This window comes from Aeromicrobium sp., assembly GCF_037719875.1.
GTDB lineage: Bacteria > Actinomycetota > Actinomycetes > Propionibacteriales > Nocardioidaceae > Aeromicrobium.
In genome coordinates, this window is record NZ_JBBJMJ010000002.1 from 108,791 (window position 1) to 124,871 (window position 16,081).

General features: G+C 68.8%; 13 protein-coding genes and 1 tRNA gene. 12 read left to right on the forward strand and 2 right to left on the reverse strand.

What is annotated here, in order from left to right; translation table 11 throughout:
* Nucleotides 1–30: 30 nt before the first annotated feature.
* The 3 genes from WKF39_RS03215 (at nt 31) to WKF39_RS03225 (ending at nt 3,137) form a co-directional block, all read left to right on the forward strand.
* Nucleotides 31–1,161, forward strand: coding sequence for a ubiquitin-like domain-containing protein (locus tag WKF39_RS03215; RefSeq protein WP_340385785.1), 1,131 nt, complete (start codon nt 31–33; stop codon nt 1,159–1,161).
* Entirely contained in the window at nt 1,131–2,012 is an 882-nt protein-coding gene (rsmA, locus tag WKF39_RS03220; protein WP_340385786.1) for a 16S rRNA (adenine(1518)-N(6)/adenine(1519)-N(6))-dimethyltransferase RsmA, read from the forward strand. The genes WKF39_RS03215 and rsmA overlap by 31 nt, the downstream gene beginning before the upstream one ends.
* A 204-nt stretch (nt 2,013–2,216) precedes the next feature.
* The gene (locus WKF39_RS03225) at nt 2,217–3,137 is read left to right on the forward strand and encodes a 4-(cytidine 5'-diphospho)-2-C-methyl-D-erythritol kinase (protein WP_340385787.1); all 921 of its coding nucleotides are present in this window, start codon (nt 2,217–2,219) and stop codon (nt 3,135–3,137) included.
* 12 nt (nt 3,138–3,149) lie between these two features.
* Here WKF39_RS03225 and WKF39_RS03230 read toward each other — a convergent pair whose 3' ends face one another.
* Together WKF39_RS03230 and WKF39_RS03235 are read right to left on the reverse strand one after the other, a co-directional pair.
* Entirely contained in the window at nt 3,150–4,934 is a 1,785-nt protein-coding gene (locus WKF39_RS03230) for an ABC-F family ATP-binding cassette domain-containing protein (RefSeq protein ID WP_340385788.1), read from the reverse strand.
* 47 nt (nt 4,935–4,981) lie between these two features.
* The gene (locus WKF39_RS03235) at nt 4,982–5,470 is read right to left on the reverse strand and encodes a MarR family transcriptional regulator (protein ID WP_340385789.1); all 489 of its coding nucleotides are present in this window, start codon (nt 5,468–5,470) and stop codon (nt 4,982–4,984) included.
* Between the two features lie 71 nt (nt 5,471–5,541).
* Here WKF39_RS03235 and WKF39_RS03240 point away from each other — a divergent pair, with 71 nt between their 5' ends.
* The 9 genes from WKF39_RS03240 (at nt 5,542) to mfd (ending at nt 16,023) form a co-directional block, all read left to right on the forward strand.
* Nucleotides 5,542–6,885, forward strand: a complete 1,344-nt coding sequence (locus tag WKF39_RS03240) for an amidase family protein (protein WP_340385790.1) — start codon at nt 5,542–5,544, stop codon at nt 6,883–6,885.
* Entirely contained in the window at nt 6,882–7,670 is a 789-nt protein-coding gene (locus tag WKF39_RS03245; RefSeq protein WP_340385791.1) for a methyltransferase domain-containing protein, read from the forward strand. The genes WKF39_RS03240 and WKF39_RS03245 overlap by 4 nt, the downstream gene beginning before the upstream one ends.
* Nucleotides 7,671–7,684: 14 nt before the next feature.
* Nucleotides 7,685–7,766, forward strand: a tRNA-Gln gene (locus WKF39_RS03250).
* Nucleotides 7,767–7,795: 29 nt separating this feature from the next.
* On the forward strand, nt 7,796–9,274 hold the full coding sequence (gene glmU, locus WKF39_RS03255) for a bifunctional UDP-N-acetylglucosamine diphosphorylase/glucosamine-1-phosphate N-acetyltransferase GlmU (RefSeq protein WP_340385792.1): 1,479 nt from the start codon (nt 7,796–7,798) through the stop codon (nt 9,272–9,274).
* Nucleotides 9,267–10,244: a ribose-phosphate diphosphokinase gene (locus WKF39_RS03260; protein WP_340385793.1), complete on the forward strand. Its 978-nt coding sequence runs from the start codon at nt 9,267–9,269 to the stop codon at nt 10,242–10,244. Before glmU ends, WKF39_RS03260 begins: the two co-directional genes overlap by 8 nt.
* Nucleotides 10,244–10,969, forward strand: a complete 726-nt coding sequence (locus WKF39_RS03265) for a hypothetical protein (protein WP_340385794.1) — start codon at nt 10,244–10,246, stop codon at nt 10,967–10,969. Before WKF39_RS03260 ends, WKF39_RS03265 begins: the two co-directional genes overlap by 1 nt.
* Before the next feature lie 240 nt (nt 10,970–11,209).
* Nucleotides 11,210–11,896, forward strand: coding sequence for a 50S ribosomal protein L25/general stress protein Ctc (locus WKF39_RS03270; protein ID WP_340385795.1), 687 nt, complete (start codon nt 11,210–11,212; stop codon nt 11,894–11,896).
* Complete coding sequence (gene pth, locus WKF39_RS03275; RefSeq protein ID WP_340385796.1) at nt 11,893–12,459, forward strand: aminoacyl-tRNA hydrolase; 567 nt, start codon at nt 11,893–11,895, stop codon at nt 12,457–12,459. Before WKF39_RS03270 ends, pth begins: the two co-directional genes overlap by 4 nt.
* A 15-nt stretch (nt 12,460–12,474) precedes the next feature.
* Nucleotides 12,475–16,023 carry a transcription-repair coupling factor gene (gene mfd / locus WKF39_RS03280; RefSeq protein ID WP_340385797.1) on the forward strand — a complete coding sequence of 1,183 codons (3,549 nt, stop codon included), beginning with the start codon at nt 12,475–12,477 and terminating at the stop codon, nt 16,021–16,023.
* Nucleotides 16,024–16,081: the final 58 nt, after the last annotated feature.

A 16,081-nucleotide genomic window follows, 5' to 3' on the forward strand; every position in this document is an offset into this window, starting at 1 on the left:
CGGCCCCGTCACCGACTGCCAAGGAAATCCGTGCACTCAGATTCAACCGTATCGTCAGGTTCGCCCGCTCCAGGCAGGCGCCGCCTGCGGAGGAAGTCTCTCCCGATCCTCGCCTTCGGCCTGGCGATCGTCTTCGTCCTCGCGGGCGGGACCGTCGCCTACGGAGCGCTCAGTCACACCGTCACGCTGACCGTTGACGGGCGCAGCGACTCGATCCGTACCTTCGACGACACCGTCTCCGACGTGCTCAAGTCCAAGGACGTCACGATCCGCCCCGGTGATCGGCTCAGCAAGGCGGAGTCGGCCTCGCTCGACGACGGCGACGACATCAAGGTGGACTATGCCAAGCCCGTCACCCTCACGGTCGACGGCGCCGTCAGTGAGCACACGGTCTATGACCGCACGGTCGGCGATGCCTTCGACTCCCTCGGGGTCAAGCCGGGCAGTGACGCATATGTCTCCGCCAAGACCGCGTCCGTCGTCCCGCGCAGGGGCATGAAGCTCGTCGTGAGCACCTCCAAGTCGTTGACTGTGGTCGCCGACGGCAAGAAGAAGACCATCACCTCGGCCGCCCCGACAGTGGCCGGTGTGCTCGAGAGCGCCGACGTGACCCTGGACTCCGACGACGAGGTCAAGCCCGCCAAGGACGCCTACGTCAAGCGCGAGACCAAGCTGCGGGTCGTCCGGATCGAGAAGGTCACCAAGACCGTGACCGTGCCGGTCAGCTATGAGGTCGAGGTCCGCAAGGATGCCGACGCGATGGCCGGCGAGAAGGTCGTCGTGCAAGAGGGCAGGGCAGGCGAGAAGCGCCAGAAGGTGAGCTACGTCTACGCCGACGGCAAGGTCCGCGAAAAGATCGTTCTGGTCTCGCGCTCGCTGTCGTCGCCCCGCCCGCAGATCGAGAAGCATGGCACCAGCACGACGCCGCCCGACAGCGCGTGGGACAGGATCGCCAAGTGCGAGTCCGGCGGCAACTGGTCGATCAACACCGGCAACGGCTACTACGGCGGCCTGCAGTTCAGCGCCGCGACCTGGCGCAGCGTCGGCGGTCCCGGCCTGCCCCACCAGAGCAGCCGCGAGGTGCAGATCAAGTACGCCAAGATCCTCCAGGCCCGCTCCGGCTGGGGCCAGTGGGGTTGCGCGCACGCGAGGTTCGGCTGACGCCACCCCGGCTGCTCGGGGCCGCTGACGTCCGACGCCTGGCCGAGTCATGCGGAATCCGTCCGACCAAGCAGCGCGGGCAGAACTTCGTCATCGACGCCAACACGGTCCGGCGCATCGTCCGCACGTCCGCGATCAGCGCCGATGACGTCGTGGTCGAGATCGGACCGGGTCTGGGCTCGTTGACCCTCGGGCTGCTCGAAGTCGCCGCTCACGTGACCGCGGTCGAGCTCGACGAGGTGCTCGCCGCGCAGCTCCCCGCCACGATCTCGGAGCAGGCCCCCGACCAGGCGGCGCACTTCGACCTGGTGACGGCCGACGCGATGCAGGTCACAGAGCTGCCGGGGCCGACGCCCACGGCGCTGGTGGCCAACTTGCCATACAACGTCTCCGTGCCGGTGCTGCTGACGTTCTTCGAGCGGTTCCCGACGATCCGGACCGGTCTTGTGATGGTCCAGGCCGAGGTTGCACACCGGCTCGCGGCCGGCCCGGGCTCCAAGACGTATGGCGTCCCGAGCGTCAAGGCTGCCTGGTATGCCGAGCTCCGGCTCGCCGGTTCGATCGGCCGCAACGTCTTCTGGCCGATGCCCAATGTCGAGTCGGCGCTTGTCGCGTGGACCCGACGTGAGGCACCCGGCGACGAGGCGCAGCGACTGCGTACGTTCGCCGTCGTCGACGCGGCGTTCGCGCAGCGTCGCAAGACCATGCGCGCGGCGCTGTCAGAGCTCGCGGGCTCGGGCCCTGCTGCCGAGGAGGCGCTCGTCGCGGCCGGCATCTCCCCGCAGGCCCGTGGCGAGCAGCTGGGCGTCGAGGAGTTCTTCCGCCTCGGCCAGTTCCTCACCCCTGCCTGAGTGGTGGGTTGGCGACCAATCCCTTGCGAAGGCGGTGACTTGGCGTCCGATCAAGGCGCCCGAATGGTCGCTAACTCACCGCCGCTGCAGGGCGGTGACTAAGCGTCGGATCAGCGCGCACGAAGGGTCGCTGACTCACCGCCGATGGCGGAGCAGTTCGCCCCGGCGAGCCCGGGCTGGCTCCTCGGCGACTAGGTTGAGCGGGTGAGCTCTGCGACCGTCCGCGTCCCCGCCAAGATCAACCTCTGCCTCGGTGTCGGACCGGTCCGAGAGGACGGTTATCACCCGCTGGCCACGGTCTATCAGGCCGTCGACCTGCACGACGAGGTCAAGGCCACATCACGCGACGACGACGAGATCACGGTTGCTGTGCACAGCGAGCTCGACGTGCGCGCCGAGTTCGCGCTCGTGCCCGAGGACGACGACAACCTCGCCGTGCGGGCCGCTCGCCTGTTGCGCGACGTGACCGGTGCCCCCGGTGGCGTCGACCTCGCGATCCGCAAGGTCATCCCGGTGGCCGGTGGTATGGCCGGTGGATCGGCCGATGCGGCCGCGGCGCTCGTCGCGTGCAACGACGCCTGGGCCACGGGGCTGTCCCGCACGGAGCTGGAGCAGATTGCGGCCCAGCTCGGCAGTGATGTGCCGTTCCTGCTGCACGGCGGCAACGCGATCGGCGGCGGGCGGGGCGAGACGATCAGCCCGGTGCTGGCGCGCGGGTCCTATCACTGGGTGTTCGCGATGGCCTACGAGGGACTATCGACGCAGGCGGTCTATGCCGAGTTCGACCGGATCAACAAGGGATCGAGGGTGCCGGACCCGGCCGTGCCGGACGCCCTGCTCGCCGCGCTGCGTGCCGGCGACGCCGATGCCCTCGGCGACGCGCTGTCCAACGACCTCACCGAGGCCGCGCTGTCGCTGCGCCCCGAGCTGCAGGACACCCTCGAGATCGGCATCGAGGCCGGTGCGCTCGGCGCGATCCTGTCCGGATCGGGTCCGACGGCGCTGTTCCTGGCCTCCGACGAGCAGCACAGCCTCGACATCGCGTTCGCCCTCAGCAGCGCGGCGGCGTGCGCGGACGTCGTCCAGTCGCGCGGCCCCGTGACCGGAGCGCGCATCACGAGCTGACCCCCCGAAGGGTCAGCCGTCGACGAGCTCGCTGAGCTCGATCCAGCGGGTCTCGTGCTGGGAGACCTGCTGCTCCAGCTCCTGGACCGACTTCGTGAGCGTCATCAGCCCGGGGCCGTCAGAAGGGTCATGCTGCGCCATCTCGACGTGCAGCGCGTCGATGCGACCCGACAGCTTCTCCATCTTGCGATCGATCGAGGCGATCTCCTTGCGAGTGTTGCGGAGCTCGGCGCTCGACAACCTGGGCGCCGAGGCTGTGTGCCCGGCCTTGCTCGGGTTGGACGCCGCGGGGGAGTCCTGCTCCTTGCGCAGCCGGAGGTATTGGTCGACGCCGCCGGGCAGGTGCCGGAGGTGGCCGTCGAGGATCGCATACTGCTGATCGGTGATGCGCTCGAGCAGATAGCGGTCGTGCGAGACCACGAGCAGTGTGCCGGGCCACGAGTCGAGCAGGTCCTCCATCGCGGCGAGCATGTCGGTGTCGAGATCGTTGGTCGGCTCATCGAGCACGAGGACGTTGGGCTCGTCGAGCAGGATCAACAACAGCTGCAGGCGACGCTTCTGACCACCGGAGAGATCGCGCACGGGCGTGGCCATCTGCGCGTTGGAGAAGCCGAGCCGCTCCAGCAGCTGGCTGGGCGTCATCTCCTTGCCACCGGAGACATATGCCGTGCGCTGGCGGCCCACGACGTCGCTGACCCGGTCGGAGCCGACGTCCTTGAGCTCGTCGAGCTCCTGGGTCAGCGTGACGACCTTGACGGTCTTGCCTCGCTTGACCCGCCCCGACGTCGGCTCGACGACACCGGTCACGAGCCCCAGCAGCGTCGACTTGCCCGCACCGTTGGCTCCGAGGACGCCGGTACGCTCGCCGGGCCCGATCCGCCACTCGACGTGCTTGAGGACCTCGTGGTCATAAGAGACGCTGACATCGAGGATGTCGACGACGTCCTTGCCGAGGCGTGAGGTGGCCATCTGCTTCAGCACGATCGGATCGCGCGGCGGCGGCTCGTTCTCGATGAGCTCGTTGGCGGCATCGATGCGGAACTTCGGCTTGGACGTGCGCGCGGGAGCGCCACGGCGCAGCCAGGCGAGCTCCTTGCGCATCAGGTTCTGTCGCTTCGACTCGGTCGCCGAGGCGTGCCGATCACGCTCGACGCGCTGCAGGATGTATGCCGCGTAGCCGCCCTCGAACGGCTCGACGATGCCGTCGTGGACCTCCCAGGTCGCATTGCAGACCTCGTCGAGGAACCACCGGTCGTGGGTCACGACCAGCAGGCCGCCGGCGTTGGGCGACCACCGCGTCTTGAGGTGTCCCGCGAGCCAGGTGATGCCTTCGACGTCCAGGTGGTTGGTCGGCTCGTCAAGGAACAGGACGTCGTCATCGCCGACGAGCAGCGCGGCGAGCGCGACCCGGCGCCGCTGGCCACCGCTCAGGGTCCCGACGACGGTGTCCCACCCGATGTCGGACACGAGGCCTGCGATGACATCGCGGATCTTGGCGTCGCCGGCCCACTCGTAGTCGGGCTTGTCACCGACGATCGCGTGGCCGACGGTCTGCTCCTGGTCGAGCGTGTCGGTCTGATCGAGCATGCCGATGTGCACGCCACCGCGGGTCGTGACGCGACCGGAGTCGGGCTCCATGAGACCGGCGAGGATGCGAAGGAGGGTCGACTTGCCGTCACCGTTGCGCCCGACGATGCCGATCCGGTCGCCCTCGTCGATGCCGATCGTGACGGATTCGAAGACGGTCTTGGTCGGGAAGTCGAGCGCGATGGACTCGACGCCGAGGAGATGTGCCACCGGAGAAGGTTACTTGCTCGACCATGGGCCGAGCGCGGCGAGGCGGGTCAGCGGTCGAACGGGTGCGAGAGCGTCCGCAGGGCATCGGCGAGTGACGTCGCCTCTTCGGCGGAGAGCCCGGCCAGCAGATCGGTCTCGTGTGCGAGCAACGCGTCGAGGGCGCCGTCGACAGCTGCCAGGCCCGATCGGCTCAGCTTGACCTGTATGCCGCGACGGTCGGCCGGATCGGGCAGCCGCTCGACGAGACCCTTGCTCACGAGCCGGTCGACCCGGTTGGTCATCGTGCCGCTCGTCACCAGGGTCTCTTGCACCAGCGCTCCGGGGGAGAGCTGATAGGGCTCGCCGGACCTCCGAAGCGCCGAGAGCACGTCGAACTCCGAGGGCTCGAGATCGTGGTCGGCGAATGCCTCCTTGCGGGCCCGATCGAGGTGGAGCGCGAGTCGCGTGACGCGGCTCAGCACGTGCATCGGCGACACGTCCACGTCAGGACGCTCTCGCTGCCATGCCTCGATCAGCCGATCGACGTCGTCTTCCACCAGGCCATCTTATGCGTCAAGATTCTTGATGTCGAGATTCTTTGCGAGTCGCCTGACCGTAGGCTCGCGGGATGGACGAGATCGAAGTTGTCAGCGCCGGACCGACCCGCCAGGGTGAGCTGCTCGCCTCCGGCGCACTCACCTCCCGCGGACTGACCGAGGCCACGCTTGCCGCGATCGCAGCCATGAGCCCGTCGATCAACGCGGTCGTCGAGGTGTTTGCCCAGGACGCGATGGAGGCGGCGGCGGATGCGGACCGGCGCCGCGCCGCGGGGGAGTCCGGGCCGATGCTCGGCATCCCGATCGCGGTCAAGGACGATCTCGACATCGCGGGTCACGTGACCACCCGCGGCAGTCACGGAATGACCCGACCGGTGACGCAGGACGCCGACCTCATCGCGGCGCTCCGCGCGGCGGGCATGCCGATCGTGGCGAAGACGGCCCTCCCCGAGCTGGCGATCTTCGGGTTCACCGAGTCCGAGCGGCTCGGCGTGACGCGCAACCCGCATCACATCGCCCACACCTCCGGTGGGTCCTCCGGCGGCTCGGGAGCGATCGTCGCCGCCGGGGCCGTGGGCATCGCGACGGCCTCGGACGGAGCCGGCTCGATCCGCATACCCGCTGCCTGTTGCGGCCTGGCCGGCTTCAAGCCGACTCACGGCACGATGCCGAGCTCCGGCGGATGGCACGACCTCTCGACGCAAGGCAGTCTGGCCACGCGCCTCATCGACAGCGCGCTCTTCCTCGACACGTTCGGCTCCTTTGCCACCTCCCTCGTCGATGCGGCCGGCACGGACCCTGCGCCTCTGCGGATCGGTGTGTCCGTCAGTGCGGCCGCCGCGACCAAGGCGCTGCCGCTCGACCCACGAGTGCGCTCGGCGCTCGAGGACGCCGCGGAGGTCTTCGGAGCTGCCGGGCACACCGTCGTCGAGGTCGGCATTCCCTACAAGCTCCCCTCCAAGGCGTTCACGGTTCGCTACCTCGCTGGCATCCGCGATGTCGCCGACGAGGTGGACGACCCGAGCCGGCTCGAGAAGCGTACGAAGGCGATCGTGCGTCTCGGACGACCCTTCGGCACGCGAGCAGTCGAATGGGCCAAGCGCCAGGGTCTGGCGTTCGGCGACGGCTTGCACGACGCCCTCGAGGTCGACGTCCTGCTGACCCCGGTGATGTCGGGCCCGGCAGTCCCGGTCGGCAACTGGAACGGCAAGGGCGGCCTCGCGACGGTGCTGTCGATGAATGCGTTCTATCCCTACACGGCGCAGTGGAACCACACCGGCATGCCGGCGGTCTCGATGCCCGCAGGCGCCACCGATGACGGTCTGCCCCTCGCGGTTCAGCTCATTGCGCGCCGTGGGGATGACGCGCGCCTGATGTCTCTGGCGGGGCAGCTCGAACGTGCCAACGCACGATGACGACCTGGGACCCGGCGCGCTACCTGCAGTTCGCTGACCAGCGCTCCCGCCCATTCGTCGACCTCGTCGGGCGGGTCCAGGGCGAACCCCGCACGATCGTCGATCTCGGCTGCGGACCGGGCCACCTCACCGCTGTGCTGCGTGCCCGTTGGCCGGAGGCGCGGATCCACGGGGTCGACTCGTCGGCAGAGATGATCGACGAGGCGACTGCCGACAACGCCTCGCCCAGCGACGACCGTGTGACGTACGAGCTGGCCGACGTCGCGACCTGGACGACCGACGCCCCGGTCGAGCTGATGATCTCCAATGCGCTGTTCCAATGGGTCCCGGACCAGCTCGCGGTCATCCGGCGGCTCGCGCAGCTGGTCGTGCCGGGAGGAACGTTCGCGCTCCAGGTGCCGCGCAACTACGACGCCCCGAGCCACCGACTGCTCCATGAGATCTCCTCACGGCCACCGTTCGGCGAGCACACCGATGGACTCCACGCCGATCGCGGCACGGATCCTGCGGCCTTCCTCGAGCTGTTCGCGAGCCTCGGCTGGACCCCGGATGTGTGGGAGACGACGTACCTGCACGTCCTGCCGGGCGCTGACCCGGTCTTTGACTGGATCTCCGGGACGGGTGCCCGCCCGATCCTGCAGGCTCTGCCCGATGACCTGCGCGACGACTTCGTCACGACCTACAAGGCGGCCCTGCGCGAGGCCTATCCCGCGCGTCCTCTCGGGACGATCCTGCCGTTCACCCGGACATTTGCCGTGGCCCGCCGCGAGGGTCGACTCCGGTAGGCTGACGGCTGCGATCCCCGGTTGGTCTGCCGGCAGGGCCCGCCGCACTTTGAATGCGGACTAGCGACGTAGGTTCGACTCCTACCCGGGGAGCCAGCAGCATCTCGAGTCGACGAAGGAGACTGGTGACCACCAAGTCGCATCCAGAGCTGGTGACAGCCATCGTGCTGGCAGCAGGGGCAGGCACCCGGATGAAGTCCGCGCGAGCCAAGGTCCTGCACGAGATTGCAGGTCGAAGCATGATCGAGCACGCTCTGGTCGCGGTGTCCGGAGCCGGCGTACGCACGACCGTCGCGGTCGTCGGGCACGACCGCGACCAGGTCGCCGAAGCCATCACGGCATACGACCCGGCCGTGATTCAGGTCGTCCAGGAGCAGCAGAACGGCACGGGTCATGCCGTGCACATTGCGCTCGAGTCGCTCGACAGTCCGCCCGAAGGCACCGTCATCGTGACGTATGGAGATGTCCCGCTGCTGTCGGCGCAGACGCTGTCGGAGCTCTTGGTCGACCACCGGGTCGCCGGCCGCGTTGTCACGATCCTCACGGCCGAGGTCGATGACCCGACCGGCTACGGCCGCATCGTGCGTGACGCGGACGGCGCCGTCACCGCGATCCGCGAGCACAAGGATGCGTCGGACGAGGAGCTCGCGGTTCGCGAGATCAACAGCGGCATCCTGGTCGTCGAGGCGGCCTTCCTCACCCACGCGGTGGCCAGGCTCGAGTCCGGCAACGCGCAGGGCGAGCTCTATCTGACCGACATCGTCGGCAAGGCGGTCGCCGAGGGTCGCCCGGTCGGTGCACACGTGCTCGAGGACGTCTGGCAGACCGAAGGTGTCAACGACCGGGGCCAGCTGGCGCGCCTGGGTCGCGAGCTGAATCGCCGGCTGACCGACCACTGGATGTCCGAGGGCGTGACGATCGTCGACCCGGCCACGACCTGGATCGACTCGGCGGTCACGATCGCCGCGGACGTCACGCTGCTGCCCGGCACGCAGCTGCTCGGGGCGACGGTCATAGGCGGAGGGTCCGTGATCGGTCCCGACACGACGCTGCGCAACGTCGAGGTCGGCGCCGGGGCGACCGTGATTCGTACGCACGGATCCGACGCCGTGATCGGCGACCGGGCCACGGTCGGCCCGTTCTCCTACCTCCGACCAGGCACCGAGCTCGGTGCAGACGGCAAGATCGGCGCCTTCGTCGAGGTCAAGAACTCGACGATCGGTGACGGCGCCAAGGTCCCGCACCTGTCCTACGTCGGCGATGCCGACATCGGCGAGGGCGCCAACATCGGAGCAGGCACGATTTTCGCCAACTACGACGGCGTGAACAAGCACCGATCGACGATCGGCCGGCACGCCAAGACCTCGTCCAACAACACCTTCGTTGCACCCGTCACGGTGGGTGACGGGGCGTTCACCGGAGCCGGCTCGACGATCCGCGGGGACGTACCTCCGGGGGCGCTGGCCGTCAGCGCCGGGACGCAGAGGAACATTGAGGGGTGGGTGGCCGCCAAGCGGCCGGCCACCGCATCCGCCGATGCCGCGCGCGACGCACGCCCGGAGTCGGCGCAGACCGAACCAACTGAGGAGCCGACCGGTGACTAGCCTGTCCAAACGCACTCCGATGCGGAACATGCTGCTGTTCTCCGGCCGCGCGCATCCCACCCTCGCGCAGGAGGTCGCTGATCTCCTCGAGATCGACCTCGTGCCGACGACGGCCTATGACTTCGCCAACGGTGAGATCTATGTCCGCTTCGACGAGTCCGTACGCGGTTGCGACGCCTTCGTGATCCAGAGCCACGCGGCGCCGATCAACGAAGCCATCATGGAGCAGCTCATCATGATCGATGCGCTCAAGCGGGCCTCCGCCAAGCGCATCACGGTGATCCTCCCGTTCTACGGCTATGCCCGGCAGGACAAGAAGCATCTCGGCCGCGAGCCCATCTCGGCCCGGCTCATGGCCGACCTGTTCCTGACCGCGGGCGCCGACCGGTTGATGACCGTCGACCTGCACACCGCCCAGATCCAGGGCTTCTTCGACGGCCCGGTCGACCACCTGCTCGCGATGCCGATCCTCACCCGCCACGTCAAGAAGCACTACGGCCGCAAGCCGCTGGCCGTCGTGTCGCCGGACGCCGGGCGCATCAAGGTTGCTGAGTCGTGGGCTGCAGCGCTCAAGGGTGCGCCGCTGGCGTTCATCCACAAGACCCGCGATCCCCGCAAGCCCAACGAGTCCAAGGCCAACCGGGTCGTGGGTGACGTCGAGGGCCGGGTCTGCATCCTGGTCGACGACCTCATCGACACCGGTGGCACCATCGTCCAGGCCGCCGAGGCGCTGATGGCTGACGGCGCGCAGGATGTCGTGATCGTCGCGACGCACGCAGTCTTTTCCGGACCGGCCGTCGACCGCCTCAAGAACTCGACGGCGTGCGAGGTCATCGTGACCAACACGCTGCCGATCGAGGACGACAAGCGCTTCGACAAGCTCACGGTCCTGTCGATCGCGCCACTGTTGGCACAGGCCACCGCAGCGGTCTTCGAAGAGGGCTCGGTCACCTCGTTGTTCAAGTCCTGATGCGCCTGGCGACCGTGGGGCTCCGCGGTGCCGGGATCGGGGCGCTCGTCGGTGCCGGCGTTGCACTGGGTGTGGGCCTCCTGGTCATCGGCACCGATGACATCCCCGACATCGCCGATGCCGAGGACCTGCCCGTCCTCTATCTCATCGCAGCGCTCATTGGCGCCGTCATCGGTGCGGTCAGCGGGGCGGTGGGCCTGGTGCTCGCCGCGCGCGCTGCCCAGACCACGAGCGGTGACCCGTCCCATCGGCGCATGCGCGGGGCCCTCGTTGCCGGGGGAGTCCTCGGGATCGGCTCGTTGGTGCTGCTCTCACCCTTGGCGTCGGGGTTCGGTGTGCTGCTGGTCGGTGTGCTGTTGATCGGCCCGCTCGCCGGGGCCATCTCGTGGGCCATGCTGCCCGGCCTGGTCGACCTCAGCTCAATCGCGGCCGTTGATGACCAGGCCCCGGCGTGGGGGACCCCGGCGCCCCCCGCCGCCCTCGGTCCGAAGACCCCCTCGACCTTCGCCCGGGTGGCCATGACGGTGCCCGTCGCGGGTCTTGGCGCCTTCTTGGTGACCCAGACCTTGATGTCATTCCTGCCGGTGGACCGTGAGGTCGCCGAGCTCGTGGCCATCGGCGTGCTCGCAGTCAGCTTCGTCATCCTCGCGGTCCTCGTATGGCGTCGGGTGCCGCGATGGCTCGCGTCGGGAGCCGGCCGTCGAAGCGGGCGCGATCGGCGCTGAGCAGACCACCACGGGCTCCACCTCGCTGCGCTCACCCTCGGTCGCGGGCCGCCTCGGGCTCAGTGGATTTCTCACTCACGTGACGACTGCGATAAGATCGTCCAGTTGCCTCGGCGAGGGTCCTTCGGACCGTGATCGACAGGGTGCTCCACAGGAGTGCTGTGTCGAGCGTCTTTCCCGGGTGACGACCCAACTTTCGTTTTCACCCGCCACCCCCAGCACCATCAGGAGAATTCCCCCATGGCTGAGATCAAGATTGCCGCCGAGGCGCGCACCGAATTCGGCAAGGGCGCCGCGCGCCGCATCCGTCGCGCCGACAACGTGCCCGCCGTCCTTTACGGACATGGCACCGACCCGGTGCACGTGACGTTGCCCGGCCACCAGCTCATGATGGCGCTCAAGAACTCCAACGCGCTGCTGACGATCGACCTCGGCACCGAGAAGCACCTCGCGATCCCCAAGCAGGTCCAGCGCGACCCGCTCCGGGGCTTCATCGAGCACGCCGACCTCCTGATCGTCCGCAAGGGCGAGAAGGTCACCGTCGACGTGCGCATCAACATCGCAGGCGAGGCCATCAGCGGGAACCTGGTCATCCTGGAGAACGCGACGGTGGCCGTCGAGGCCGAGGCGACCCACATCCCGGAGTCGTTCGAGATCTCGGTCGAGGGCCTCGACGCCGGTGCGCAGATCCACGCCAGCGACATCGAGCTTCCCAAGGGCTCGACGCTGGCCGTCGACGCCGATCTGCTGATCGTCAACGTCACCGCGGCGCCCACCGAGGCGCAGCTCGAGGCTGAGCTCGCCGAGGCCGAGGCCGAGGCCGGCATCGAGCACGACCTGACCGACGCCGAAGAAGCCGAGGCTGCTGCCGAGGGCGAAGGCGAGGACGCCGAGGGCGAGGGCTCGGAGAGCACCGAGTCCGAGTGACCTGGTTGGTCGTCGGGCTCGGCAATCCGGGCCCGGCGTACGCCAGCACACGTCACAACGTCGGTTACTTCGTCGCCGAGGTGCTTGCCACCCGCACGGGTGGCTCATGGAAGAAGGACAAGTCCGGACGCGCGGACGTCATCGAAGGACGCCTGGCCGGCGAGCGAGTCGTGCTCGGCCGGTCGCGCTCGTTCATGAACGAGAGCGGTGGACCGGTGTCGTCCCTCACGAAGTTCTTCGATGTCGAGCCGGACCACCTCATCGTGATTCACGACGAGCTCGACATCGACTTCGGCATGCTGCGGGCCAAGTTCGGTGGCGGTGACAACGGGCACAACGGGCTCAAGTCGATCCGCCAGTCGATCGGCACGGGTGACTTCTTCCGAGTCCGGGTCGGCATCGGCCGTCCGGCCGGCCGCCAGAGCGTTCACGACTTCGTGCTCAAGCCCTACACCGCTGCCGAGCGCAAGGACCTGCCGACATATGTCGAAGAAGCCGCCGATGCGGTCGAAAGCCTCATCGCGCACGGGCTGGAACCCACACAGAGCGCGTTCAATCGCTAGATTGCCGACCACGACATGACCCTGAGCAGACTCGCGACCCTTGTCGCCGCCGAGCCGACGATCGCCGCAGCCCTCGCGGATCGGGACAGCGGCGTCAGCGCCCTGGACCTCCAGGCGCCGGGGCCGATGCGGCCGTTCCTGACCCATGCGCTGGCGCAGCAGTCGACGGTCCTCGCGGTCACCGCCACCGCCCGAGAGGGTGAGGATCTCGTGGCCCAGCTCGGGGAGCTGCTCGGGCCTGAGGCCGTCGCATTCTTCCCGGCGTGGGAGACGCTGCCGCACGAGCGGCTGTCGCCACGATCTGACACGGTCGGCCGCAGGCTCGCGGTCCTTCGCCGGCTCGTGCACCCGACCGCCCCCGACAAGCTGGACTCGGACACCTCGACCGGCCCGCTCCGCGTCATCGTCGCTCCGGTGCGGTCGTTGTTGCAGCCGCAGGTCAGGGGCTTGGCGGACCTCGCGCCGGTCGAGCTGCACAAGGGTGATGACATCGCGCTCGACGAGGTCGTACGCCAGCTGGCCGGCGCGGCCTACTCCCGGGTCGACCTGGTGGAGCGCCGTGGTGAGTTCGCGGTCCGCGGCGGCATCATCGATGTCTTCCCGCCGACCGAGGAGCATCCACTCCGGATCGAGTTCTGGGGCGACACGGTCGATGAGATCCGCCGGTTCGCCGTTGCCGACCAGCGCACGCTCGAGGAGATCACCCACGTGTGGGCCCCGCCGTGCCGTGAGCTGCTGCTCGACGACGACGTCAAGGCGCGAGCCGCCGAGCTGGCAGCCGCGCACCCGTCGCTCGCCGAGATCTTCACCAAGCTCGCCGCGGGCCACGCCGTCGAGGGCATGGAGTCGCTGACTCCCGTCCTGGTGGATGAAATGGAGCTGTTCGTCGAGCTGCTGCCCGACCGCTCGGTGATCGTCCTGTGCGATCCCGAGCGCATCCGCGCCCGCGCCGCCGACCTGGTCGCGACGAGCGAGGAGTTCCTGCAGGCCTCGTGGGCCGCGACGGCGGGCGGCGGAGAGGCGCCGATCGACCTCGGCTCGGCGGCGTTCCGCACGCTCGAGGACGTACGGCTCGACAGCCTCGAGCTGGGGCACGCCTGGTTCACGGTCTCACCCTTCGGGCTGGCCAACCTGGACTCGGACGGTGACGAGCAAGCCAGGTCGGTCGACATGGAAGCCGCCGCTGCCTATCGCGGCGACACCTCGGCCGCGCTCGAGGACATCAGGAAGTGGCTTGCCGCCGGTATGCGCGTCGTGTTCGTCGCGCCGGCGCACGGACAGGCGCAGCGCACCGTCGAGTGGCTTGCCGAGAACGATGTCGCCGCAGCGATCGACACCGATCCCGATGGCAGGGAGCTCGCGCCGCCACGGCTGGGCGTGGTCCAGGTCAGCATGGGCGAGCTCGATCACGGGTTCGTCTCTCCACCGCTCGGCCTGGCGCTGTTGACGTACGACGACCTGGTCGGACAGCGCACGGCGGACCGGGCCGACCGGGCCGACCGTGCGATGCCGGTCCGTCGGCGCAAGCAGGTCGACCCGCTGGAGCTCAAGACCGGCGACTTCGTCGTGCACGAGCAGCACGGACTCGGCCGCTATGTCGAGCTGATGCAGCGCGTCGTCCAGGGGGCGGCGCGCGAATACCTCGTGATCGAGTACGCGTCGTCCAAGCGCGGCCAGCCCGCCGACCGGCTGTTCGTCCCGATGGACCAGCTTGACCAGATCAGCCGCTACGTCGGCGGCGAGTCGCCGACGCTCGACCGGCTCGGCGGTTCGGACTGGACGAACCGCAAGAACAAGGCCCGCAAGGCCGTACGCCAGATCGCCGGCGAGCTGATCAAGCTCTACGCGGCGCGCCAGGCCACCAAGGGGCACGCGTTCGGACCTGACACCCCGTGGCAGGCCGAGCTCGAGGACGCGTTCGCATTCGTGGAGACCCCGGACCAGATGGTCACGATCGACGAGGTCAAGCGCGACATGGAGCGCACTGTCCCGATGGATCGGCTGGTGTGCGGTGATGTCGGCTACGGCAAGACCGAGATTGCCGTGCGGGCCGCGTTCAAGGCGATCCAGGACGGCAAGCAGGTCATCTTGCTGGTCCCGACGACGCTGCTGGTGCAGCAGCACTATGCGACATTCGCCGAGCGGTTCGGCCAGTTCCCCGTGACGATCAAGCCGCTCTCGCGGTTCCAGTCCGACAAGGAGTCCAAGGAGACCCTCGCGGGCCTGGCCGACGGCACGATCGATCTGGTCATCGGCACGCACCGCCTCCTGCAGCCAGGCGTCCGCATCAAGGATCTCGGCCTCGTGATCGTCGATGAGGAGCAGCGGTTCGGCGTGGAGCACAAGGAGGCGCTCAAGATGCTGCGCGCTGCAGTCGACGTCCTGTCGATGTCGGCGACTCCGATCCCGAGAACGCTCGAGATGGCGATCACCGGGATCCGCGAGATGTCGACGATCGCGACGCCGCCCGAGGAGCGCCACCCCGTGCTGTCGTTCGTGGGGGCATACGAGGACCGGCAGATCGTCGCCGCGATACGCCGCGAGCTGCTCCGTGAGGGGCAGGTGTTCTTCATCCACAACCGGGTCCAGAGCATCGACCGGGCCGTCGCGAAGATCAAGGAGCTCGTGCCCGAAGCGCGGGTCGCCGCGGCGCACGGTCAGATGGGCGAGCACCAGCTCGAGGAGGTCATGGTCGACTTCTGGGAGAAGCGCTTCGACGTCCTGGTCTGCACCACGATCGTCGAGTCCGGCCTCGATGTGTCCAACGCCAACACCATGATCATCGAGCGCGCCGACACCCTCGGCCTGTCGCAGCTGCATCAGCTCCGAGGCCGTGTGGGCCGCTCGCGCGAGCGCGCCTATGCCTACTTCCTCTATCCGCCCGAGAAGCCGCTCACCGAGACCGCCCATGACCGGCTCGCCACGATCGCCCAGCACTCCGAGCTCGGCGGCGGCATGGCGGTGGCGATGAAGGATCTCGAGATCCGCGGCGCCGGCAACCTGCTGGGCGGCGAGCAGTCCGGGCACATCGCCGATGTCGGCTTCGACCTCTACGTCCGTCTGGTCGGCGAAGCGGTCGCTGAGTTCCGCGGCGACGCCGAACCCGAGCGCGAGGTCAAGATCGAGCTGCCGATCGAGGCGCACCTGCCGCACGAGTACGTCCAGAGCGAGCGCCTGCGCCTCGAGATGTACAAGCGTCTCGCCGATGTGCGCCTGCTCGCCGATGTCGATGAGCTGCGGGCCGAGCTGGTCGACCGCTATGGCGAGCCGCCCGAGGCCGTCGAGGTCCTGCTCGACGTCGCCCGGTTGCGCGTACGCGTGCGGGACGCCGGCCTGACCGAGGTGACGGCGGCGGGCCCCAACGTCCGCTTCGCACCGCTCAAGCTGCCTGACTCGGCCCAGATGCGCCTGCAGCGGATCTATCCGCGCAGCACCTACAAGGTCGCCGCCGAGGTCGCCCTCGTCCCGCGCCCCCGCACAGCGCCGGTCGGCGGCACCCCGCTGGTCGGCCGCGATCTGCTCGAGTGGACCCGCACCGTGATCGACACCCTCGTCCCGGCCTGACCGATCTTGATGCGTTTGCGCTGCCTGCGTGACGCAAGCGCAGAGCGATCAGTCCCCC

Coding starts and splice junctions, on each gene's coding strand:
- mfd (WP_340385797.1), top strand. CDS start 12,475: ATGACCCTGAGCAGACTCGCGACCCTTGTCGCCGCCGAGCCGACGATC.
- WKF39_RS03240 (WP_340385790.1), top strand. CDS start 5,542: ATGGACGAGATCGAAGTTGTCAGCGCCGGACCGACCCGCCAGGGTGAG.
- WKF39_RS03270 (WP_340385795.1), top strand. CDS start 11,210: ATGGCTGAGATCAAGATTGCCGCCGAGGCGCGCACCGAATTCGGCAAG.
- WKF39_RS03245 (WP_340385791.1), top strand. CDS start 6,882: ATGACGACCTGGGACCCGGCGCGCTACCTGCAGTTCGCTGACCAGCGC.
- WKF39_RS03265 (WP_340385794.1), top strand. CDS start 10,244: ATGCGCCTGGCGACCGTGGGGCTCCGCGGTGCCGGGATCGGGGCGCTC.